This is a genomic window from Vibrio sp. 10N (assembly GCF_036245475.1).
Classification (GTDB): Bacteria; Pseudomonadota; Gammaproteobacteria; order Enterobacterales; family Vibrionaceae; genus Vibrio.
On record NZ_BTPM01000001.1, the window covers coordinates 2,596,705 to 2,617,244 of the forward strand.

22 protein-coding genes and 1 pseudogene are annotated in these 20,540 nt (G+C 46.5%); 9 read left to right on the forward strand and 14 right to left on the reverse strand.

From position 1 onward, the window contains the following. Nucleotides 1-2 precede the first annotated feature (2 nt). The 5 genes from AAA946_RS12115 to bolA form a co-directional block, all read right to left on the reverse strand. Nucleotides 3-635, reverse strand: a complete 633-nt coding sequence (locus tag AAA946_RS12115) for an NADH:ubiquinone reductase (Na(+)-transporting) subunit D (protein WP_338165074.1) — start codon at nt 633-635, stop codon at nt 3-5. Then, nucleotides 635-1,417: a Na(+)-translocating NADH-quinone reductase subunit C gene (locus tag AAA946_RS12120; protein ID WP_338165075.1), complete on the reverse strand. Its 783-nt coding sequence runs from the start codon at nt 1,415-1,417 to the stop codon at nt 635-637. Before AAA946_RS12120 ends, AAA946_RS12115 begins: the two co-directional genes overlap by 1 nt. Next, nucleotides 1,407-2,648, reverse strand: coding sequence for an NADH:ubiquinone reductase (Na(+)-transporting) subunit B (locus AAA946_RS12125; RefSeq protein ID WP_234495373.1), 1,242 nt, complete (start codon nt 2,646-2,648; stop codon nt 1,407-1,409). Before AAA946_RS12125 ends, AAA946_RS12120 begins: the two co-directional genes overlap by 11 nt. Before the next feature lie 3 nt (nt 2,649-2,651). Then, nucleotides 2,652-3,992: a Na(+)-translocating NADH-quinone reductase subunit A gene (locus AAA946_RS12130; RefSeq protein ID WP_338165834.1), complete on the reverse strand. Its 1,341-nt coding sequence runs from the start codon at nt 3,990-3,992 to the stop codon at nt 2,652-2,654. Nucleotides 3,993-4,510: 518 nt separating this feature from the next. Then, nucleotides 4,511-4,819 carry a transcriptional regulator BolA gene (bolA, locus tag AAA946_RS12135; RefSeq protein WP_338165076.1) on the reverse strand — a complete coding sequence of 103 codons (309 nt, stop codon included), beginning with the start codon at nt 4,817-4,819 and terminating at the stop codon, nt 4,511-4,513. Between the two features lie 154 nt (nt 4,820-4,973). Between bolA and AAA946_RS12140 the strand changes: the two genes are divergently transcribed. The 4 genes from AAA946_RS12140 (at nt 4,974) to AAA946_RS12155 (ending at nt 8,808) form a co-directional block, all read left to right on the forward strand. After that, nucleotides 4,974-6,107: a methyltransferase gene (locus AAA946_RS12140; RefSeq protein WP_338165077.1), complete on the forward strand. Its 1,134-nt coding sequence runs from the start codon at nt 4,974-4,976 to the stop codon at nt 6,105-6,107. Nucleotides 6,108-6,220: 113 nt separating this feature from the next. After that, complete coding sequence (locus AAA946_RS12145; RefSeq protein ID WP_338165078.1) at nt 6,221-6,790, forward strand: YajG family lipoprotein; 570 nt, start codon at nt 6,221-6,223, stop codon at nt 6,788-6,790. Then, nucleotides 6,790-7,338 (forward strand): peptidylprolyl isomerase, encoded by a 549-nt coding sequence (locus AAA946_RS12150; RefSeq protein ID WP_338165079.1) that lies wholly within the window; start codon nt 6,790-6,792, stop codon nt 7,336-7,338. Before AAA946_RS12145 ends, AAA946_RS12150 begins: the two co-directional genes overlap by 1 nt. 96 nt (nt 7,339-7,434) lie before the next feature. Beyond that, nucleotides 7,435-8,808 carry an AmpG family muropeptide MFS transporter gene (locus AAA946_RS12155; RefSeq protein WP_338165835.1) on the forward strand — a complete coding sequence of 458 codons (1,374 nt, stop codon included), beginning with the start codon at nt 7,435-7,437 and terminating at the stop codon, nt 8,806-8,808. 59 nt (nt 8,809-8,867) lie between these two features. Here the strand turns inward: AAA946_RS12155 and AAA946_RS12160 are convergent, their stop codons facing one another. The 3 genes from AAA946_RS12160 to AAA946_RS12170 form a co-directional block, all read right to left on the reverse strand. Beyond that, entirely contained in the window at nt 8,868-9,548 is a 681-nt protein-coding gene (locus AAA946_RS12160) for a ChrR family anti-sigma-E factor (RefSeq protein ID WP_338165080.1), read from the reverse strand. A gap of 1 nt (nt 9,549) precedes the next feature. Then, nucleotides 9,550-10,128: an RNA polymerase sigma factor gene (locus tag AAA946_RS12165; protein ID WP_338165081.1), complete on the reverse strand. Its 579-nt coding sequence runs from the start codon at nt 10,126-10,128 to the stop codon at nt 9,550-9,552. Nucleotides 10,129-10,219: 91 nt separating this feature from the next. After that, on the reverse strand, nt 10,220-10,816 hold the full coding sequence (locus AAA946_RS12170) for an LON peptidase substrate-binding domain-containing protein (protein WP_338165082.1): 597 nt from the start codon (nt 10,814-10,816) through the stop codon (nt 10,220-10,222). A gap of 301 nt (nt 10,817-11,117) precedes the next feature. Between AAA946_RS12170 and AAA946_RS12175 the strand changes: the two genes are divergently transcribed. The 4 genes from AAA946_RS12175 (at nt 11,118) to csdA (ending at nt 14,722) form a co-directional block, all read left to right on the forward strand. Then, the gene (locus AAA946_RS12175; RefSeq protein ID WP_338165083.1) at nt 11,118-11,903 is read left to right on the forward strand and encodes an outer membrane protein OmpK; all 786 of its coding nucleotides are present in this window, start codon (nt 11,118-11,120) and stop codon (nt 11,901-11,903) included. Nucleotides 11,904-12,038: 135 nt separating this feature from the next. Then, nucleotides 12,039-12,932, forward strand: a complete 894-nt coding sequence (gene panE / locus AAA946_RS12180) for a 2-dehydropantoate 2-reductase (RefSeq protein ID WP_338165084.1) — start codon at nt 12,039-12,041, stop codon at nt 12,930-12,932. After that, nucleotides 12,925-13,530: a DJ-1 family glyoxalase III gene (locus tag AAA946_RS12185; RefSeq protein ID WP_338165085.1), complete on the forward strand. Its 606-nt coding sequence runs from the start codon at nt 12,925-12,927 to the stop codon at nt 13,528-13,530. Before panE ends, AAA946_RS12185 begins: the two co-directional genes overlap by 8 nt. Beyond that, complete coding sequence (gene csdA, locus AAA946_RS12190; protein WP_338165086.1) at nt 13,523-14,722, forward strand: cysteine desulfurase CsdA; 1,200 nt, start codon at nt 13,523-13,525, stop codon at nt 14,720-14,722. Before AAA946_RS12185 ends, csdA begins: the two co-directional genes overlap by 8 nt. Before the next feature lie 79 nt (nt 14,723-14,801). Here the strand turns inward: csdA and AAA946_RS12195 are convergent, their stop codons facing one another. From AAA946_RS12195 to AAA946_RS12220, 6 genes and pseudogenes are all read right to left on the reverse strand, one after another. Further along, nucleotides 14,802-15,314, reverse strand: a complete 513-nt coding sequence (locus tag AAA946_RS12195) for a hypothetical protein (RefSeq protein WP_338165087.1) — start codon at nt 15,312-15,314, stop codon at nt 14,802-14,804. A gap of 215 nt (nt 15,315-15,529) precedes the next feature. Beyond that, nucleotides 15,530-15,721: a hypothetical protein gene (locus AAA946_RS12200; RefSeq protein ID WP_338165088.1), complete on the reverse strand. Its 192-nt coding sequence runs from the start codon at nt 15,719-15,721 to the stop codon at nt 15,530-15,532. A gap of 170 nt (nt 15,722-15,891) precedes the next feature. After that, nucleotides 15,892-16,323, reverse strand: coding sequence for a cysteine desulfurase sulfur acceptor subunit CsdE (csdE, locus tag AAA946_RS12205; RefSeq protein WP_338165089.1), 432 nt, complete (start codon nt 16,321-16,323; stop codon nt 15,892-15,894). Nucleotides 16,324-16,335: 12 nt separating this feature from the next. Further along, entirely contained in the window at nt 16,336-17,148 is an 813-nt protein-coding gene (tcdA, locus tag AAA946_RS12210; protein ID WP_338165090.1) for a tRNA cyclic N6-threonylcarbamoyladenosine(37) synthase TcdA, read from the reverse strand. Nucleotides 17,149-17,341: 193 nt separating this feature from the next. Continuing rightward, nucleotides 17,342-18,433: pseudogene (gene mltA, locus AAA946_RS12215) on the reverse strand (murein transglycosylase A); the annotation flags it as partial. A gap of 70 nt (nt 18,434-18,503) precedes the next feature. Beyond that, nucleotides 18,504-18,959, reverse strand: a complete 456-nt coding sequence (locus tag AAA946_RS12220; RefSeq protein WP_338165091.1) for a DUF2850 domain-containing protein — start codon at nt 18,957-18,959, stop codon at nt 18,504-18,506. A 145-nt stretch (nt 18,960-19,104) separates the two neighbouring features. Here AAA946_RS12220 and argA point away from each other — a divergent pair, with 145 nt between their 5' ends. After that, nucleotides 19,105-20,442: an amino-acid N-acetyltransferase gene (argA, locus tag AAA946_RS12225; protein WP_338165092.1), complete on the forward strand. Its 1,338-nt coding sequence runs from the start codon at nt 19,105-19,107 to the stop codon at nt 20,440-20,442. Nucleotides 20,443-20,540: the final 98 nt, after the last annotated feature.

Genomic DNA, 20,540 nt, shown 5'->3' on the forward strand with positions numbered 1-20,540 from the left:
CCTTACTCCTTCGCTTCTACTTGTTCTGGCCTAATTGTACGAATTGCCCAGATCAGGAAGCCGATTAGGAAGAACGCAGAAGGCGCTAGTAGCATCATGCCGTTTGGCTGATACCAACCACCGTTACTTACTAGCGGTAGTACTTCCATACCGAATAGCTTGCCTGAACCAAACAGTTCACGGAAGAAGCCAACAGTAATAAGAACGAAGCCATAACCTAGACCGTTACCAATACCGTCGATAAGCGATGGTAGTGGCGCAGACTTCATAGCAAATGCTTCCGCACGACCCATTACGATACAGTTAGTAATGATTAGACCAACGAATACCGAAAGCTGCTTAGAGATATCGTAAAGATACGCTTTCAGGATTTGGTCAACCACGATTACCAAAGATGCAATGATCGCCATCTGTACGATGATACGAACGCTATTTGGGATATGGTTACGAATTAGAGATACGAAGAAGTTAGACAGTGCAGTAACGAAAATTACCGCCAGCGTCATAACAAATGCTGTCTCTAGTTTTGTGGTTACCGCAAGAGCAGAACACACACCAAGAACTTGAAGAGCGATCGGGTTGTTATCCAACACCGGTGCCATCAGGCTCTTCTTCATTTCTTTAGCATCAGCCATTAGTTCAGACCTCCGTCACGAACTTTAGCTAGGAATGGACCAAAGCCCATGTCACCCAACCAGAAGTCAAACGTACCTTGAACGCCGTTACCTGTCAGTGTTGCACCAGATAGACCGTCAACACCGTGCTCAGAACCTTCAGGTGCGCCACCTTTCACGATTGCAATCGCTGGCTTGAAGTTTTCATCAAACAGTTTCTTGCCAACGAACTGTGCACGCCAAGATGGGTTTTCGATTTCGCCACCCAATCCAGGAGTTTCACCTTGCTCGTAGTATGTAATACCGTTCACAGTATTACCGTCTGTTTGAACCGCAACAAACGCGTACATCATAGACCATAGACCCGTACCGTGAACTGGCAGGATAAAGCTGCTCACTTCACCGTCTTGCTTAACTAGGTACACAGTACCTACGTTTGCACGACGAATGATTTTTGCAAAATCTTGGTCAGCGGTAAGACGGATAGACTCAGATGGGTCTTTTGCCGCTTTACGTTGATCGTAGCTGTTTGCATCGCTGCCATCTGGGGCTGTATCAACAAACTCACCTGTGTTGAAGTCAACAAGGCGTGGCTCAATGTACTGGCTGTAAAGCTCAGCAACTGTACCTTCGGCTTCGATACCCGCTACTTCAATGATTTTCGACTGTTTATCTAGAACCGCGTTCGCGCGTTGCTTGTCACGCAGACCTACTGCTGCAAGCGATACAACGATTGAGCACACTAAGCTCAACGCGATAACAACAAACAGCGTCTTTTTAATGCTATCGTTATTACTTGCCATAGCGAGCTTCTCTCCGTTTGATGTTCTTCTCGATCACGAAGTGGTCGAATAGAGGTGCGAACAGGTTAGCAAATAGAATTGCTAGCATCATACCTTCTGGGTAAGCCGGGTTTACTACACGGATCATGACACACATTGCGCCAATCAGAATACCGTATGCCCATTTACCATTGTTAGTAAACGATGCCGATACTGGGTCTGTTGCCATGAAGAACATACCGAAAGCAAAACCACCTAGTACTAGGTGCCAGTGCCAAGGCATAGCAAACAGAGCATTTGTGTCAGAACCAACAACATTAAACAGAGTTGCTACTGCAACCATGCCGATCATCACACCAGCAATGATACGCCAAGACGCAATGCCCATGTACACGATCATTGCTGCACCAATCATAAGTGCTAGCGTTGATACTTCACCAATCGAACCAGGGATGTTACCGATGAACGCGTCCATCCAAGAGATTGTTTGGCCAGTGATGTTGTTGATTAGTGCGCCTTCGCCACCTTGTGCCCATTGGCTAAGAGCCGTAGCACCTGAGTAGCCGTCAGCTGCAACCCATACTAAGTCACCCGAGATTTGCGCTGGGTAAGCGAAGAATAGGAAAGCACGGCCAGCAAGCGCTGGGTTAAGGAAGTTACGACCAGTACCACCAAAGATTTCTTTTGCAACAACAACACCAAAGGTAATACCTAGCGCTGCTTGCCAAAGTGGAAGTGTTGGCGGAACGATCAATGCGAAAAGAATAGAAGTTACAAAGAAACCTTCGTTAACTTCGTGCTTACGCACCATACAGAACAACACTTCCCAGAAACCACCAACAATAAACACTGTTGCGTAGATAGGTAGGAAGTAAGTTGCACCTAGGATCATCTTACTGCCCCAACCCGCATCGGTACCTAGCGTGCCGCCAAGACCTTGAGTTAGCCAGTAGTGCCAGTTGCCATCGATAACACCCGCTAGCTCTGCGCCAGTGTAAAGATGGTTAAGTGCCATAACCGCTTGGTTGCCCGCGTTGTACATACCCCAGAACATTGCTGGGAATACTGCGAACCAAACCATGATCATGATGCGTTTTAGGTCAACGCTATCACGGACATGCGAGCTGCGCTTCGTTACAAGACCTGGCGTGTAGAATAGCGTTGCCGCTGCTTCGTACAGTGCAAACCATTTTTCATGTTTGCCGCCTGGCTCGAAATGATGCTCGATATCCTCGATGAATTTCTTAAGCATGGATTACCCTTCCTTCTCAATCTTGTCTAGGCACTCACGCAGGAGTTGACCGTATTCGTACTTACCTGGACAAACAAAGGTGCATAGCGCCAAATCTTCTTCATCTAGCTCTAGAGCACCAAGACGCTGAGCGCTGTCTTGATCGCCTGCACATAGATCACGAAGTAATAGCGTTGGCTCCATATCAAGTGGCATTACTTTCTCGTAGTTGCCGATTGGAACCATTGCACGATCACTACCATTGGTTGTTGTTGTCATGTTGAACAACTGACCTTTGAATAGGTGACCAAGGAATGATTTAGTGATTGAGAACTTATTCTTACCAGGCGTCGCCCAGCCAAATAGTTCTTTCTCACGACCTTCACGAAGTACAGAAACTTGCTGGTGGTAACGACCTAAGTAGCCGTGTGGACCAGTAGCATGAGTACCAGAAAGTACAGAACCAGAAATGATTCGAACTTCACCAGGCATCAACTCGTTATCTGTTACGTCTTCTAGGCTAGCGCCAATCTGAGTTCTAACCAGACGAGGGTTATTTACTACAGGGCCAGCTAGAGACACAACGCGATCCGTGTACAGTTCACCTGTAGTGAAAAGCTTACCGAATGCAATCACATCTTGATAATTGATGCTCCAAGCAACGTTGTTCGCGCCGACTGGATATAGGAAATGCATGTGAGTGCCTACTAGACCCGCTGGGTGCGGACCATTGAAGACATGCTCTTCGACATTGGATTGAGTTGAGCGAGGAAGACTAGTGCCTGATTTGCAGACATACACTTTACCGTCTGTCAGTTTCGACAGTAGGTCAAGACCTGCAACAAACGCGTCTTTTTGCTCGTTGATAATCAATTCAGGCTCAGCTGCTAGAGGATTAGTATCCATAGCAGTCACGAAAATCGCTTGAGTCGTAGAATCGATCGCCGGAACCTTGCTGAACGGACGAGTACGCAATGCAGTCCACATACCAGACTCAACTAATTGAGTTTTGATCACATCGCGATCAAGACCCGCTAGTTGGTCAGCTGTGTAGCTATCAAACGTAACCTGCTCGTCACCTGCCACTTCAATCACAACGGATTGTAGGACACGCTTCGCGCCACGGTTAACTTCAATAACCTTACCGCTTGCTGGAGAAGTAAATTTCACGCCTGGGTTCTTTTTGTCTTCAAAAACAACCTGACCTTTCTTTACTTCGTCACCCACGCGAACATGCATCGTTGGACGCATACCCACGTACTCTTCGCCAAGCAAGGCGACTTTAGTGATGGACTTACCATCATTAATCACCTGGGAAGGAGTTCCTGCGATAGGAAGATCCAAACCCTTCTTTATTGTAATCATACGCACTTGCACTACTTTTATCGGGAAAAAGATTCTTTTAATTTGCGTAACATTTAGACACGACATTGAGTGTCTGGCCATGGCTTTTTGATCGCCAAGGCAGCAACATCACTTTAACAATCTCGTCATAGAATCGCTGCGAGATTTTTCTGGAGCGGTAGTTTAGCATCTTTTACAAAGGGTATGCCACGACCAATCCCAGCAATAGCATCTTTATTTCGAAACTTTTGCTACATCTGGGGTGGCGAATATGTGTAACTTTGACCGATCGCACAAACTGTTATTAATGCTATTAAAAATAAGCGATTGAGTTGTTCACAATCTGAAACATTCCTAACTAACAGAATCACATAACATTATATGTTGATACGCTGTTAATGAATTACCCCTAAGGAGGTAGGCGGAATTTGATACTTCTCTTAACAAATAGGCCGCGCTTATCAGTAAAGTCTTGCTTTGTTGCTATTCTGTGTTGCTAGTCTAGGCTAGTACCGCACCAGCGTAAAACTGTCTCTCGGCTACTTTCCGCCACCAGCACAATTTGGGCTAGCGGGCGCAAGTTGGTTTTCTTTGGTCCACTCTTCCGGTGTATAAGTGTGGATTGCTAAGGCGTGAACAGGCCCTGCTAGTTCTTCCGCAAGCACAGTATTGATCTTACGGTGCCGAGTAATGAGACGCTCGCTTGAAAAATCATCACTGACCACAATGACCTTAAAGTGGCTTTCCGAGCCTGGAGGGACATTATGCATATGGCTTTCATTGCGAACATCGAGATGTGTTGGATGGAAAGCTTGATGGAGCTTTTGCTCGATGGTTTGTTGAATCATCTTACTTCCTTGGGCTGAAACCGACATTTATTTTTATATAGTCGGTAAAGTATATACTTTACTTAATCAATAATCTTCTCTTAAATCACTTTCTACTTGGCTTAACGGAAGGGATTTTGTCAAAATACAACCATTGTCACCAATTCAAGAAATTATGAAAACTGAACTGAACCTCCTTGAGCGTAGCTACTCGCTTTTTCGTTATCCCAAACTTGCCAACGAGCAACTCCAAGCGTGGGATGCTGGTGATGAGTATCTGATTCAACATGTCGAAGAACTCGCTTTGCCGCCGTCATCAAACATTCTGATCCTCAACGATAATTTTGGCGCGCTAAGCTGTTGGTTTAGTGAACAACACAATGTAACAACGGTCAGTGATTCGTTTGTTTCTCAACAGGGCATTAAAAATAACTTAGCTCTCAATAAGCTCAGTGACGTTTCCTTGCTCGACTCCACTGAGTCTTGGCCAAGTGATATCGACTTGGTGGTCATGCAGATCCCTCGCAACAATCGCTACTTAACCTGGCAGCTCAACCAACTTGCAGAAAAATATGCCGGACGCTGCCAGCTAATCGCGGTCAACAAAGCTAAAGAAATCCATACCTCAACGCTCAAGTTGTTTGAGAAATTTGCAGGTCCTACAACAACCTCTTTGGCTTGGAAAAAACACCGTTTAGTGTTCAGCGAGTTATCCTCCAGTCGTGTGCCGACAGTGGACGCCTTCACCACTTGGGATGTTCCGCAGCACAGCTTAACGCTTGCTAACTTACCCAACGTATATTCCGGTGAAAGCCTAGATCTCGGTGCGCGTTTTATGCTCGAGAATTTATCTAAGCTCAATGCCGACAACAAAGATGTTATTGATCTCGGTTGTGGTAACGGCGTGTTGTCATTAAAACTTAAGCAGCTTTTCACTTCAGCTCGTATCACCGCCGTTGACGAGAGTTTTATGGCAACGGCTTCTGCAAAGCACAACTTCACACTCAATCAGCTTGATGCCACTCAGTGCCAATTTGTAACCAATAACTGCCTTGATGGTTTTGAAGCAGCGTCGCAAGACCGAGTGATGTGCAACCCTCCCTTTCATCAACAGCAAGCTGTTACCGATCACATCGCTTGGCAAATGTTCTGTGATGCAAAGCATGTTCTTCGCCCTCAAGGCGAATTAATGGTTATCGGCAATCGTCACCTAGGCTACGATAAAAAATTGGCACGTCTCTTTGGCAAGCACAACGTTAAGCTTGTCGCCTCCAATGCCAAATTTGTTATTTTACAGGCAACTAAGTAAAGATTGAGTCATAGTTGCCCACAGGCAACGTGCAATAAAACAAGAATTCGCTATGATGCCAGCCACCACTCGGTTTGGCTTCAATAGTTTTAGAGTGTGAAAAGGAATCATTAATGAAAAAGCTCGTTTTAGCGGCTTCCGTCGTATTGCTTGCTGCATGTGCAAGCCCTCAACAAGAACAAGTCAATTTTGCGCCTAAAGCGACAACTAGTGCCGCTAAAGTCGTCGAAAACAAGTCGATGTCACTCTCTAGTAAAGACGTGCGAACGGCTCAATACGTCGCACTGCTCGACAATGGCCGCTCGAACATTACGCCAGTACACACTCGTCAAAATCTTCGTATTGGCATTGAAAATGCGCTAGTGAATCAATTTTCGTCACAAGGTTATCAAGTCACCGTCAATAGCGAGAATGCCCTGCAAGTCGAAGTGCAAGAAGCTCTTGTGTCAGTCAAGCATACTGTGATGGAAAACGACATGACAGCCAACGTAGTACTTGAACTCACGGCTGAAAACGAAAAAGGTAAGCTAGTGAAAACCTATACTGGCACGGCGAAACGTTCTGGCTTAATGAGTGCCTCAAACGACGATATCGAAACCGTGCTTAATAACACCGTTAACTTAGTTCTCAAAGAGATTGCTAACGATAAAGAACTGCAAGACTACATGAAGGAGCGTTTCTAATGCTGAAAACTGCAATCGCAACCCTAGCGCTTGTCGCGACCAGTGTCTTCGCTGGCCCTAAAGTAGCGGTAGATACCAACTTAGGCCGCTTTGTTGTTGAGCTCAATGAAGAAAAAGCGCCAGTGAGCGTCGAAAACTTTCTGAAGTACGTTGATGACGGCAGTTACGTAAACAGCCAGTTTCACCGCGTGATCCCTGGCTTTATGGCACAAGGTGGTGGCTTTGATAAAGATTTCAAACGTCTACCGACCTATTCACCAATCGAAAATGAAGCGGCAAACGGCTTAGATAACGATGCAGCCACTATTGCGATGGCACGTACCCGCGATCCAAACTCAGCAACACGTCAATTCTTTATCAACTTTGTTGATAATGGCTTTCTCAACTACAGCGTTACCAATCCAGGTTATGCCGTATTTGGTAAGGTTGTCGAAGGTTTTGATGTAGTACAAAAAATGGGACAAAAGCCGACTCGCAGCACACGCGGAATGAGCGATGTGCCACTTGATCCCATCATTATCACTAAAATGGAAAAAATCAGCGACTAGCACCAGATAAGAGAGAGGTTCCCCTCTCTCTTTGCTTGCTACGCTCATTAACTCTCGCACGCTGCACTCGCAAGGAGCACACCTGTGGAACAAAAAATGACTTGGCTTGAGACTGTCAAAAGCTACTGGGATAAAAGGTTGCTTTGGGTCTTTATGATGGGGTGCTCTAGTGGCTTCCCATGGGTACTCATTGGCTCGAACATGTCTGGCTGGCTCAAAGATGCAGGCCTAACTCGAGCAGCAATCGGCTACTTTGGTTCTGTCTTCGCCGTTTATGCTATCAACTTTCTATGGGCACCTTTAGTCGATAGGGTAAAATTGCCTCTACTGCACGGCTCTCTAGGTCAGCGTCGAAGCTGGATTTTCCTGTGCCAGAGTTTCATATTAGTTGGAACGCTGTTTATTGCAGGCGTCAACCCAGCGAATAACTTGATGTTTACCTCTATGCTGGCACTGTGTATCGCCATATCATCGGCAACACAGGATATCGCTATTGATGCTTATCGTATCGATACTTTCCCAAAATCAGAATCTAGTAAGCTGCCTCAAGCGTCTGCTATGGCCGTTATCGGTTGGTGGACAGGCTACTCACTTCCTGGCTATTTAGCGTTTATCAACGCAGATTCCATGGGATGGAACGGCGTCTACTACGGCATGGCAGGCATCGTTGTGATCCTGATGCTGTTCACTCTTTTCGTCAGTGAGCCTAAAACTGATCGCGAAGCTCTGCAAGCACAAGCCGAAGCTCGTCACAACAAAGTGGTGGGCAGTCGCCTTACCAGTTGGATTTCAGTTACCGTCGTAGAGCCCTTTTTGGATTTTTTCCGTCGCAATGGCGTGCAAGTTGCGGTCACCTTATTGCTGTTCGTGTTCCTATTTAAGATTGGCGAAGCCTTCCTAGGACGCATGTCGATTACCTTCTACAAAGAAATTGGCTTCAGTAATGAACAAATTGGTTACTACTCTAAGCTTATTGGTTGGGGGGCGACCATCGTCTTTACACTATTAGGCAGTATGGTCAACGTTCGCTTTGGCATTGTAAAAGGCTTGATGATTGGCGGCATTGCAATGAGTGCTAGTAATCTGATGTTTGCATGGATAGCAAAAGTGGGGCCTAGCGAGACGCTGTTCTTAGCAACCATCATTGTCGATAACTTCACCACAGCATTTTCGACCGTAGCGTTTGTGTCCTTCCTGACCGTGCTTACCGGCCAAGCATTTTCTGCAACTCAGTACGCGCTACTCGCGTCTTTGGGTAACTTCGGTAGAACAACATTGGCATCGTTCAGTGGTGAGATGGTCGACGCCCTTAATGATTGGAGCTTGTTCTTTATTATTACGTCGCTCATGGTGATTCCAAGTTTGATCATGCTTTACTCGCTGCGTCATTACTTCAGTGACCTACTTGAGAAAGCAAAACATAAACAAGAAAGCCCAGCACGCAAAGAGCAAGAAAATCTGACTCAATAAATAGCAACCTCAACAAAAAGGCTCGCAACAATGCGAGCCTTTTTTATTTGCCACAGCTGTTATGGGTACATCCCTTTACCAAAGCGGTTAAAGACCCTTGCCACACCTTGTGTGAAAATCATAGGTTCGGTCAGGATAGACAGGCATAAGCAATCTTGACCCACCGCTGTTTGAGGAGCGTGCTTGGTATTTCCATCTTCTCGGACAAAGTCCCCCTCCCCGTACTCGCCGTTTTCGTCACTGAAGCTGCCATGAAGCACTAAGGTTGATTCAAACCCTTTGTGCGTATGCTGGGGAACTTGAACGCCCTCAGTGATGTACAACAAACTCACCTTACAATCTTCATCAATGTCGATGCTAGACGTAAACACCTTACCGCCATAGCTTTTCCACTCGCCCATGCGCTCGACCAAAGGCGCCAATGTCGGAGGCACTTTAAACGCCTTTCCGTTAACATTTACCGTTGCCGAGGAGCGAACCTTGGACTTACTGAAGTCGGCGTCGAGCGTCATGATATCGTTCATCATGTTGTCAAACACTAAAGCAAGTTCAGCATCTGATATGGCGCCCTCAGCACCGCTAGCAACAAAACTATCAGCAGCCTCTTCCTCAAATTTTGCCACCAAGTGACGGCAGTGAGAGCATGTCTCTAGATGCGTTGCGACGGCAGCTCCGTGGGCCGAATCAATATCCCCAGTCGCGTAGCGCTCCAAAATTTCTTTATCTGGGTGGTATCTCATATCAATCCGCCTCCATTGAATGTCTTAATTTTTCTACGGCTAGTCTGAGACGGGACTTTACGGTCCCCAACGGGATATCAAACATATCTGCCACTTGCTGATGAGGAAGCTCTTCCAAGTAAACGGCCCGTACTACTTCCCTTTGAGCCTTGGGTAGCTCTTCCATAAATTTCAAGATCTGTTCTTTGAGTCGATCGGTCTCTGGTGAGTAATGCTCGACAAAGTCTGGCGGGCAATAGTCACTTGGCCAAATATCGTCGGCGTGCACATGTAGTTCCTTACCCTTTTGCTTGCGCAGCATGTCAAAACAAAGATTACGGGCAATGGTATAGATCCACGTCGACAACGAACTCTTACTACCGTCAAACAAATGTGCTTTTTGCCAGACCGTTGTCATCGCCTCTTGGACCATTTCAATGGCCACTTGCTCGTTACCCATGTGCTTGAAGGTAAACTGCTTGAGCCGCGGGGAGAAGTAGCTAAACACAGTAGCAAATGCTGCTTTGTCACGCTGTTTTACCCTTTCCATGCACTCTGCCCACTCTTGCTTGGTGAGCGCTTCTGGACTTTCTACTATCATGCTTATGTCCCTAAAGTTGATAACACAACATTGCCGACTACATAGCATACTATACGCTGGCCTATTCTTTCCCGATCACAAAAGGAGAAATTTAGTGTCGTGTCTCTTCTTGAATATCACCCGACTTAAACGCGTCGGCGAGGAAATTAACGGCCGAGCTGCAATCCGGTTGGGTGACCAAATGTTCAAAATGGTGACAATCTAAAGGTAGCACCTCTAGCCATCGTTGGCTCACCCACGCAGCATCGTCGAAAAAACGGTGAAGATACAAATCGCCGATCTGAGGGAATTTGTTGTAAACGTCTTGCAATCGCTCTCCGAGAAACTGGTTCTCATCGCCCAGCTCTGCCGTCGCCCAATCATCGAGCCACACAACGCTCGCATGTCGTAAACCATCATCGTCTGCACCCACGTCGGTGATTCGGAACTTCTTGATACCAGACACGGTAATGCCGAGCATACCGTCCTCCAGCGTTTCAAAATCGACAATGCTAACAAATGTACCAACCTCAGAGACGTTCTTAGGAGCGGCGTTGTTTTTACTGCTAATCAAACAAACGCCGAATCCAGTTTCGCGTTTCAGGCATTCGGTCACCATTCGTTTGTAGCGAGGTTCGAAGATCCTTAGCCTCATTTTTCCTTCAGGCAAGACCACTGAGCGCAGTGGAAAAAGCATAATCTGTGACATGATTGTTCCCTTTGTGACTACACCCAGTGTGTACGACTGTGACCGAAATCCGATCAATATCCTTTTGTTAACAAGTGCGTTCAAATGTTAAAACAGAAGCACTAACAATTGATCGATTTGTGAGCATTTTATAGAAGTTCCCCTAATCCTTCTTAATTTGTGATAGGCCTCACAAACTTTAGTAAACGTTTGCGATGTTGCACATTTACTTTGAGATATAAATCGCTATCATGCCCACCCATCGGATGACTTCGCACGGAATGCGGCCAATTTACAGTACAACTTGAAGAGTTTTCACACTATGCGTAAATCACTTTTAGCTCTTGGCGTTGTTGCAGCAGTTGCTGCAGTGCCAGCATCTGCAGAATATCTATACGGTTTTGGTGGCGTTTATCTTGACCACCAGAGCTGGAACCACGGCCCTAACGCAATCCAAGATGGCCAAGACGGTAAAGGTCGTAACCAGTTCGTACTAGGTATCGAAGGTGGTGCAGGTTTCACTTGGGGTGAGCTATACGGTTTCTACGATCGCGAAAGTGTGGAAAAAAGCTCATCTGAGCAAAAGAACTCAATGAAAGGCAGTGCTCACGTTTACCTAGGTGACAGCGGCGTATCTCTATACGGTCAGTTCTACCACCACGACAACCCGAACCAAAGCGAAACAAACCGCGTACTAGGTCTTGGTTACACAGCACTTCAAGGCGACAACTGGTTCTTCAAACCATGGGTTGGTGTTCACGACATCACTTCTTGGGATTCTTTCTCACCAAACCAAAACGTAAATGGTAACAACGGTTACATGGCTGGTTGGACTGCACGCTACGCGTTCAATGTAGGTGGTCAAAACTTCTCATTCGTTAACTGGAACGAAATCGAGTTCGATCGCAACGACGCATACGCTCAAAACCAAGGCGGTAAGAACGGCCTAAACGGTGCGTTGCTATTCAACTGGCACGCAACTGAGCACCTAACTGCTGCTATTCAATACCGTTACTTCAACAACAAACTTGGTGTTTACGGTTCATCAGGTAGCAACCAGCAACACTACGGTGACGCTATCATCTACCGTATGCAATACAACTTCTAATTTTCAGAATATCAGAAGTTCGAAAAAATGGCGCAAGAGCGCCATTTTTTGTATCTGGAATTCGACCACTAAGCCTTCGACCAACCTAGCTAACTTTGCTATCCTTCTCGCTTCACTCACTACCCGTAGATAACTGTGAACATTACCATTCTAGGTCCTGGTGCCGTTGGTTCCTTGTACGCTTACAAACTTCATCTCGCTGGTCATTCTATTTCTCTTTGGGGACGTACTTCATCTAGCAAAATCGAGATAACTCTCGATGATGGTGAAAGCATTGCGTTCAATAATCAAAGCCTCGAAGACCTGGAGCACTGTGACCTGTTAGTCGTGACTTTAAAAGCATGGCAAGTGAAAAGCGCACTACTACCGCTACTTACTCATCTTCATCCAGACGCTATTATTCTGTTTTTGCACAATGGGATGGGAACCGTTGATAGTCTAACGGAGCAACTAGCGCCTCGACCTGTGCTGCTGGGTACGAGCACACACGGTGCCCTCAAGGTTAGCGGCTCCTCCGTTCACCACACAGGTAACGGACAAACACTCATCGGTGCATGGAACAAAAAAGGTCAGCAGTGCGAATTTGTCGCTGAGGTCTTTGACCATGCTTTCTCACCAACAAAGTGGCACAGTACTATCCAACAAGCGTTATGGACTAAGTTGGTAATCAACTGCGCAATCAACCCACTGACCGCCATCCTCGACTGTCGCAATGGTCAACTGGCGAACGATGAGTATCGAGAGCAACTACTTAGTATCGTGAAAGAAGCGGTTACTTGCGCAAGGTTCGATGGAGTCGAGCTAGATGCATCGGTTTTACTCGACACCGTTGTGAATGTGGCTAAATCTACGGCACAAAACTACTCGTCTATGCACCAAGACATTTATAATAAAAGGCAAAGTGAAATCGATTTTATCACTGGTTACGTGGTCAATATTGCGACTAAACACCATGTCGATATACCGAATAACTTATCCCTGTATCAAAAAATTAAGCAAATAGAAGCAAGCTGGAGCCAGCATGACTAAAAAGGTACTTGTCCCTATCGCGCCAGGCACGGAAGAAATGGAAGCCATTACCATCATCGATACTATGGTGAGAGCAGGTTTTGATGTTACCGTGGCTAGCGCTGACTTCGATGGCGCATTGACGATGAAAGCCTCCCGCGGGGTAACCTTAACTGCCGACTGTAAACTGGTAGATGTTGCCGACGATGAGTTCGATGTTATCGCACTGCCTGGCGGTGTGGGTGGTTCCGAAATATTCCGTGATAGCACGCTATTGATCGAGATGGTTCGCCAACACAAATACGATGGTAAACTCATGGCAGCCATTTGCGCAGCCCCTGCACTTGTCTTGCAGCATCATCAGCTCTATCCAGATGCTTTAATGACTTGCCATCCAAGTTTTAAATCTCATATCCCTGAAAACTGCTGGCGCGACAAGCGCGTCACCATAGACATCAACCACAACCTGATTACCAGCCAAGGTCCAGGTACAGCACTAGAGTTTGCTGTGGAGATCATCATTGCTCTCTGTGGCAAAGAAAAAGCATGGGAAGTCGCCGAGCCTATGGTCACTAACCCCACTCTGCACTACCACAAGATGGGAAAATACGATGACTGATTTGCAGGCGATCCGCGATCAATTCCCTGCTATTGATGGCGAAATGGTTTACTTAGATAGTGCAGCGACCACACAAAAGCCTCAGGCCGTCATTGACTGCATTACCGACTATTACCGCAATCAAAATGCCAATGTCCATCGTGGCACTCATTCACTCACTGCGCTAGCGACGTCGCGTTTTGAAGCTGCACGAGAAACGGTCGCGCGCTTTATTAACGCCACCAGCGAGAAAGAAATCATCTGGACGCGAGGGGCCACTGAAGCACTTAACCTTATCGCACAGACTTATGCACGCAACCAATTGCAACCGGGTGATGAGATCCTCGTGTCCGAAATGGAGCATCACGCGAACATCGTACCGTGGCAAATTGTCGCTGAGCAAACTGGCGCCAAAGTCGTCAAGGTGCCAATGGGTGAAGGTTGCCAATTTGATCTCGATGCATTTCGCACACTGTTACGCAGCCGAACTAAAATCGTTGCCGTGGCTCAAGTCACCAACGTCACTGGAACCGTGCTTCCCCTTAATGACATCATCGCTATAACTCGCGCTAATAGCCAAGCTGTGGTTGTAGTCGATGGCGCGCAAGGCGTGGTGCATCAACCAACTGACGTTCAAGCGCTAGATGCCGATTTCTACGTTTTTTCGGGGCATAAACTCTATGCGCCTGCGGGTATTGGCGTCCTGTATGGCAAGCTAGCCCTGCTCGAGGCGATGCCACCCTGGCATGGCGGCGGAAAAATGGTCGAAAAAGTCTCGTTTGAGGGCACAACATTTAGTGAGTTACCTGGTAAGTTTGAAGCTGGTACACCTAATGTCGCTGGTGCTCTGGCGCTTGCCTGTTCTATTGAATGGCTGAGCAAATATAGCCACAGCGATCTTGAAAAGCACATCTGCACGCTACAAAAACGGGCCCACGACGCACTAAGCCAACTCGATGATATTCAAATCATCGGCTATCAGCCTGGTGCTAGCGTCATCACTTTTGTCATGGATGGCGTGCATCATCAAGACTTGGCCACATTACTTGATCAGCAAAATGTCGCAGTACGGGCTGGGCATCACTGTGCTCATCCGCTGATGGATGCGCTGGGCGTCAAAGGTACCGTCCGAGCCTCGTTCGCGATCTACAACTCTGAGCAAGACGTTGACCGCTTTATCGCTGCGGTAGCAAAAGCCGTCGATATGCTTTAAACACGAAAAAGCTGGTAGCACCCTAAGAGCTACCAGCTTTTCACTGTTCATTCACAGAAATCCACTGCGATTAACTTTGCTAGTTCCAAGCTCTCTGGTAAGCGTCTAGCAAATTAAAAGGCTTATTTAGAGAATCTATCGACTCCAACTCTGACCTTAAGCTATTCGGCAACTCAAAGTATCCAATCTCAACATTTAAATCCACTGCTGAAAACATTAACTTTCTGATGCTATTTACTTGTTCTTCAAGATGACTAACTTCTTCATTGGTACTATTAGCAGCTTCTAGCATTAGTATTGTTCGAACAAGCTCTGTATATTCAGGTTGGGTGCACTCTCTAATAGCTCTTTGACTTAGGTAACCTAAGCCTTCTGCAGCTATATTTGGAAGTTTTCTTAATCGAGCTATATCTTTCCCTGTAAGTGCTGTTTCCTCAGCTAAACCCATGCATGCTGCATGCTTACTTTCATAACTAACAAAGTTTTTCTTAATGAGCTCTGAACCGAACTCCACTTTATCGATCTCATTAGCATAGGAGAGGGAAGATAAACAAAAAGTAGCGAGTAGAAGCACAAGATATTTAAAGTTCACTTTATTTTACACCCATGATGAATAGCCTTCCAAAATAACCTTTCTTTCGGACTAATCTTGCTCCTTATCATTTGAAGGTCTGCAATAGTACTTATTTGATTTTGAGCATATCTGTCGAGAGATGTGAGGGATTTGAAGAAATACTCCCAATTCGTAGAGTAGATATTATATGATGTTTGACTAACATCACTTGCAGCTATTTTGAATGCGAAGCTCTACTCAATAAAACTGTTAGGTGCCTGTGTCTTTACCGTAAGTCCACCAAAAATCAAAGCCAACTGTCCCACTACGATGGCGACCCATCCCTCCTTTACGGCATGGTTCATATCATTAATTGCATTGATCGCATCTTGGCTTTCTTTGTCAAATGACAGACCGACTATAGCTGGACATACAACTTGACTCATTCTTACTAACCTCATGTTGAGTTCGAGTTGTTATTATATTTAGATTGATAGATGGTCGTTGCTGTAAAGCTAACTCGTTGAGAGCAAGACAAGCAAAACTCGCTCTTGAGAAACAAGTAGTTATCAAATAATCGAGATATATGTCACTTTGACGTTGACTGTCGGATATATCAAAGCGAGTGCTGCGCCTGTTCGCGAATCGTATTCACGATAGCCTTAAGGCCATTGCCGCGTGAAGGGCTAAGGTGATTGATGAGGTTCAACTGCTCGAAATAGCCTTCAAGATCGAACTCAGCAATTTGCTGTGAAGTTTTGCCATTGAAGGCTGCCAACACAATCGCAATCAAACCGCGAACAATACGTGCATCGGAATCGGCTTTGATTACCCACGCCCCATTGACCTGTTCAAGCACTAGCCACACTGAGCTTTCACAGCCCGCCACCAGCACTTGTTCTTGTTTATCAGCCTCATCCATGACCGGTAATTTCTTACCCCACTGAATGACTTGGCGGTAGCGATCTTCCCAGCCTTTCAACTGAGCCATCGTATCGACAATTTGCTGCGCTTGGATTTCACTGCCAAATGGATTGCTATTACTCATCTCGACTGCCTATTACTTCGCTGCGTACTTTTGCAGAATTTTTTCAACAATGCGCGATACGGCGACAAAGCCAAATGTCGCCGTCACAACCGTTGCCGCGCCAAAACCGCTGGCACAGTCCATACGCTTCGGTCCTTCTGCTGTGGATTTTACACCACACACACTGCCGTCCGCTTGAGGGTATTTAAGTTGCTCAGTCGAGAACACACAATCAATACCAAACTTACGAGCAGGATTCTTGGTAAAGTTGTGGTGACGACGCAAGGTATCTTTCAGCTTTTTGGCGAGCGGATCTTGAATGGTTTTAGTCAAATCCGCGACCATGATTTGGGTTGGATCAACTTGACCACCCGCACCACCGGTTGTGATGACTTTAATCTTATTACTACGGCAATAGGCCAGTAACGCCGCTTTTGGCTTAATGCTATCAATCGCATCTAGCACGTAATCAAACTCTTTGCTGATGTACTCGGCAACGTTGTCTGGAGTAATAAAGTCATCCACCAGATTCACTTTGCACTCTGGGTTAATCAGCTTAACGCGCTCTGCCATCACTTCGATTTTACTTTGACCAACGGTACCTGACATCGCATGGATTTGACGGTTAATGTTAGTCACACAAACGTCATCCATATCAATTAGCGTTAACTCACCCACACCGGTTCTCGCTAGCGCTTCTACAGCCCACGATCCCACGCCACCAATACCGACCACACACACGTGCGCTGCACGTAAAATGTCGACTTCACTATGACCATAAAGTCGGCGTGTGCCACCAAAACGTTGGTTGTAGCTGTCAGAGGCAGGTTGGTTCAATTCGCGCATGGGTTACCTTGCATTGTCCAAGTAAAAAAGAAGAGTGCGATTTATACGCACTCTTACTAAAAAGGTCAACTCTGTCAGCATAGCAGCCGCGGATTGCGTTGGCCTATTTGCTCTCGCTGTCAGGCTTGTCTTGGGATGATGCTGAAGACTCAACCGAAGAGGTTGAAGCTTCAGTCGGGTCTGCTGGAGAGTTTTTTTCTTCCGGCATTAGCCATGGGTCTGCGGTTGTGGAGTTTTCCAAGCCCAGCTTCCACACGCGGCCAAAGTGCTTGTAGTGCCCAGCTTGAGTGCCGGCAAACTCGCCCATACCATGATAGAGATCGAAATGGTTACCTTTCACCGCACCACCAGTATCCAGCACGATTAGCAGTCTTAACTCATGTGCACCACTCCAAGTACCATCGGCGTTAAGCAGCGGCACTTCCGCCAGTATCGGTGTCCCCATCGGGAACGCCGAGCGATCGCCCGCAACCGATGCCATCGGTAATAGCGGAATACCTGCTGTACCTCTTACTGGCGCTGCATTTTGAGGCTGGAAGAAGACAAACGATGGGTTTTCCTCTAGGAGTGCCTGTACCGTTTTCTCATCTTGTGCCATCACCCAATCTTTGATCGCTTTGAGTGACATTTTCTCTTTTGGCACTTCACCGCGCTCTATCAACACACGGCCGATGCTCACGTAGGCTTTGTTGTTCTTGCCTGCATAAGCAAAATATTCAAGGGTGTCATCGTCTTCAAAGTGCACAAAGCCGCTGCCTTGTACTTCCATTATGAACGGGTCGATTAAGTTTTCGGCATAGCCAAGCTCAAGCCCTTGTCCATTAAGTGCGCCGCCATAAATTTCAGCGCGAGTTGGGCACTCTTGCTGACAGTCTGGCATGGCATAGACTGGGTAGCGGAACTTCTCATCCGGCTTGTGACGAAGCTCCATTACAGGTGAGAAGTAGCCAGTGAAAAGCACATTGCCTTTGTTGTCACCACCACCAAGCTGCGCTGCTTGAACACCGTAATTTGCCAACTGTTTTGGATCACCACTTTGTACCGCCCAAGTTTCGAGCTGTTCATAAAGTGGCTGATAGGTTTTTGCCATGGATGGCGAAGCCGTCACCACCTCATTCGCTTGGGCGGCAAATGTGTGAAAGTTGCGAGGTTTGTTGGATTCAATTTGTTCGGTTTTATTCAGAAGGCTGGTGAACTCACCATCGTGTTTTTGCTGAGCGCGATCGCTTTGCGCACAGCCAAACACCAATAAAACAGAAGCAAGAGGCAAAATACGTTTGATCAAGTTAGTCATCCCTTATGGTTCGTGCATTCAGGATGGCAAACTCTATAAAAAAGCGCAATAAAACCGATGCTTATCTAAGGTCTTTTTTGTGTTTTCCTGACAAAACAAACGTTGGGTTGTAATGAGTCGGTGAAAGCTGTCGTATCTCAGTCTTATTGCGGTTAAGAAATTGATAACGATACTCAGTCACTCCAACGGTAAACCAAAGCTCTTTCGCAGATAGTTCAAAAGAAGTTGCAACCACACGGTTATTGATCACCACCTTATTATCCCCAAGCTCAAACGACGCTCTGGCATAAGGAGCCACATCTTTCTCGACCCAAAGCCCAAATACCTCTGCTTTGGGGTTGATATGATCTTGAACTCGACCATATAAATCGTTGTACAAGCCAACCACAGAGGCTGTGCCCACCAGTGCCAGCAAAATTAATGCTCGTTCCAACCGCTTATTGGGTCTAATCGTACTGCGAGGAGTTAACGTAACATCCACGTTACTGACAATACTACTCTCTTTGCCTTGACTCATAGTTCGCCTTCTTCTGTATTCTGGGTCAGTGTGTCACTTGATTCATAAAGGGGCAAGTCTCTCCATCGCTCCATGCTAAATTTCCCTTGCGCATTTTTGAATAAAAAGTCATTATTTCAACATAAATAAACCACGAGTAATCATTGTGAAGATCCGCAGCACCGCCCTAGTAAAAGGATTTCGGCAGTCCACTCCGTATGTTAATGCTCACCGCAACAAAACCATGGTCATCATGCTGGGTGGAGAAGCATTCACAGACAAAAACTTCACCAACATTGTGAGTGACATCGCATTGCTGCACAGTTTGGGCGTCAAGTTAGTTCTGGTGCACGGCGCAAGACCGCAAATTAACCAGTTGCTCGAACACAATGATTGCCACTGTCCGTATCACAAAGGCATTCGAGTCACGACGGAAAAGTGCCTAGATTACGTGATGCAAGCAACAGGGCGCTTGCAACTGGATATCACTGCACGTCTCTCTATGAGCCTGAATAACACCCCAATGGCGGGCAACCAGCTCAATGTCATCAGTGGCAACTTTGTGATTGCCCAACCGCTCGGCGTTGATGATGGCATCGACTACTGCCACAGTGGTCGTGTGCGCCGCATTGATATTCAAGGTATCAATCGTGTTCTTGAGCAAGGTTCAATCGCCCTACTCGGCCCAGTGGCAGGTTCGGTGACCGGTGAGACCTTCAATCTTCTCTCTGAAGAAGTGGCGACCCAAGTTGCTATAAAATTAAATGCAGACAAGCTAATAGGCTTTTGTTCAGAGCAAGGGGTACTAGATGAAGCCGGCAACGCCATCGCAGAGCTGTTCCCTTCTGAGGTCAACCAACTGATTGAACAGCTTGAATCCAAAGAGCTGGCTGACGAAGGTCATAGTAGCGGTACTCTGCGTTTCTTACGTGGTGCGCAATCTGCTTGTCGTGCAGGAATTCCACGTTGCCACTTGATAAGTTATAAAATTGATGGCGCACTGATACAGGAACTCTTTTCTATTGATGGTATCGGCACACAAATCGTCATGGCGAGCGCAGAACAAGTTAGGCAAGCTGACATCGATGACATTGGCGGTATCTTTGAACTGATTCGACCGCTAGAAGAAAAGGGCATTTTAGTTCGCCGCTCCAGAGAGCAGCTTGAACAAGAAATCCACCAGTTCACCATCATAGAGAAAGATGGCCTAGTGATCGGTTGTGCCGCGCTCTATCCCTACCAACAAGAAAAGATGGCTGAGATGGCATGTGTCGCCATCCACCCAGATTACCGAGACGGCAATCGTGGCGTCCTGTTGCTCAATCATATGAAGCAGCACTCAAAGATGATGGGTATTGAGCATATTTTTGTTCTTACCACTCACAGTTTGCACTGGTTTAGGGAGCAAGGATTTCTCGAAGTCGGGGTTGAATCATTACCGATGGCCAAACAAGATTTGTATAACCTGCAACGACGCTCAAAAATTTTATCCGTGTCCGTCTAATCCACCGAAAATCATTCATGATGGCAAGCTGATTTATGAAATCGATTGCCGTCATGAATTAGCACAAATTGTTTTACAAAACGTCAATTCCTGTTTAA

Excerpts from the sequence above, each read along its gene's own strand:
- AAA946_RS12115 (WP_338165074.1), bottom strand. The coding sequence starts at position 635 with ATGGCTGATGCTAAAGAAATGAAGAAGAGCCTGATGGCACCGGTGTTG.
- AAA946_RS12120 (WP_338165075.1), bottom strand. The coding sequence starts at position 1,417 with ATGGCAAGTAATAACGATAGCATTAAAAAGACGCTGTTTGTTGTTATC.
- AAA946_RS12125 (WP_234495373.1), bottom strand. The coding sequence starts at position 2,648 with ATGCTTAAGAAATTCATCGAGGATATCGAGCATCATTTCGAGCCAGGC.
- AAA946_RS12130 (WP_338165834.1), bottom strand. The coding sequence starts at position 3,992 with ATGATTACAATAAAGAAGGGTTTGGATCTTCCTATCGCAGGAACTCCT.
- bolA (WP_338165076.1), bottom strand. The coding sequence starts at position 4,819 with ATGATTCAACAAACCATCGAGCAAAAGCTCCATCAAGCTTTCCATCCA.
- AAA946_RS12140 (WP_338165077.1), top strand. The coding sequence starts at position 4,974 with ATGAAAACTGAACTGAACCTCCTTGAGCGTAGCTACTCGCTTTTTCGT.
- AAA946_RS12145 (WP_338165078.1), top strand. The coding sequence starts at position 6,221 with ATGAAAAAGCTCGTTTTAGCGGCTTCCGTCGTATTGCTTGCTGCATGT.
- AAA946_RS12150 (WP_338165079.1), top strand. The coding sequence starts at position 6,790 with ATGCTGAAAACTGCAATCGCAACCCTAGCGCTTGTCGCGACCAGTGTC.
- AAA946_RS12155 (WP_338165835.1), top strand. The coding sequence starts at position 7,435 with ATGACTTGGCTTGAGACTGTCAAAAGCTACTGGGATAAAAGGTTGCTT.
- AAA946_RS12160 (WP_338165080.1), bottom strand. The coding sequence starts at position 9,548 with ATGAGATACCACCCAGATAAAGAAATTTTGGAGCGCTACGCGACTGGG.
- AAA946_RS12165 (WP_338165081.1), bottom strand. The coding sequence starts at position 10,128 with ATGATAGTAGAAAGTCCAGAAGCGCTCACCAAGCAAGAGTGGGCAGAG.
- AAA946_RS12170 (WP_338165082.1), bottom strand. The coding sequence starts at position 10,816 with ATGTCACAGATTATGCTTTTTCCACTGCGCTCAGTGGTCTTGCCTGAA.
- AAA946_RS12175 (WP_338165083.1), top strand. The coding sequence starts at position 11,118 with ATGCGTAAATCACTTTTAGCTCTTGGCGTTGTTGCAGCAGTTGCTGCA.
- AAA946_RS12185 (WP_338165085.1), top strand. The coding sequence starts at position 12,925 with ATGACTAAAAAGGTACTTGTCCCTATCGCGCCAGGCACGGAAGAAATG.
- csdA (WP_338165086.1), top strand. The coding sequence starts at position 13,523 with ATGACTGATTTGCAGGCGATCCGCGATCAATTCCCTGCTATTGATGGC.
- AAA946_RS12200 (WP_338165088.1), bottom strand. The coding sequence starts at position 15,721 with ATGAGTCAAGTTGTATGTCCAGCTATAGTCGGTCTGTCATTTGACAAA.
- csdE (WP_338165089.1), bottom strand. The coding sequence starts at position 16,323 with ATGAGTAATAGCAATCCATTTGGCAGTGAAATCCAAGCGCAGCAAATT.
- tcdA (WP_338165090.1), bottom strand. The coding sequence starts at position 17,148 with ATGCGCGAATTGAACCAACCTGCCTCTGACAGCTACAACCAACGTTTT.
- AAA946_RS12220 (WP_338165091.1), bottom strand. The coding sequence starts at position 18,959 with ATGAGTCAAGGCAAAGAGAGTAGTATTGTCAGTAACGTGGATGTTACG.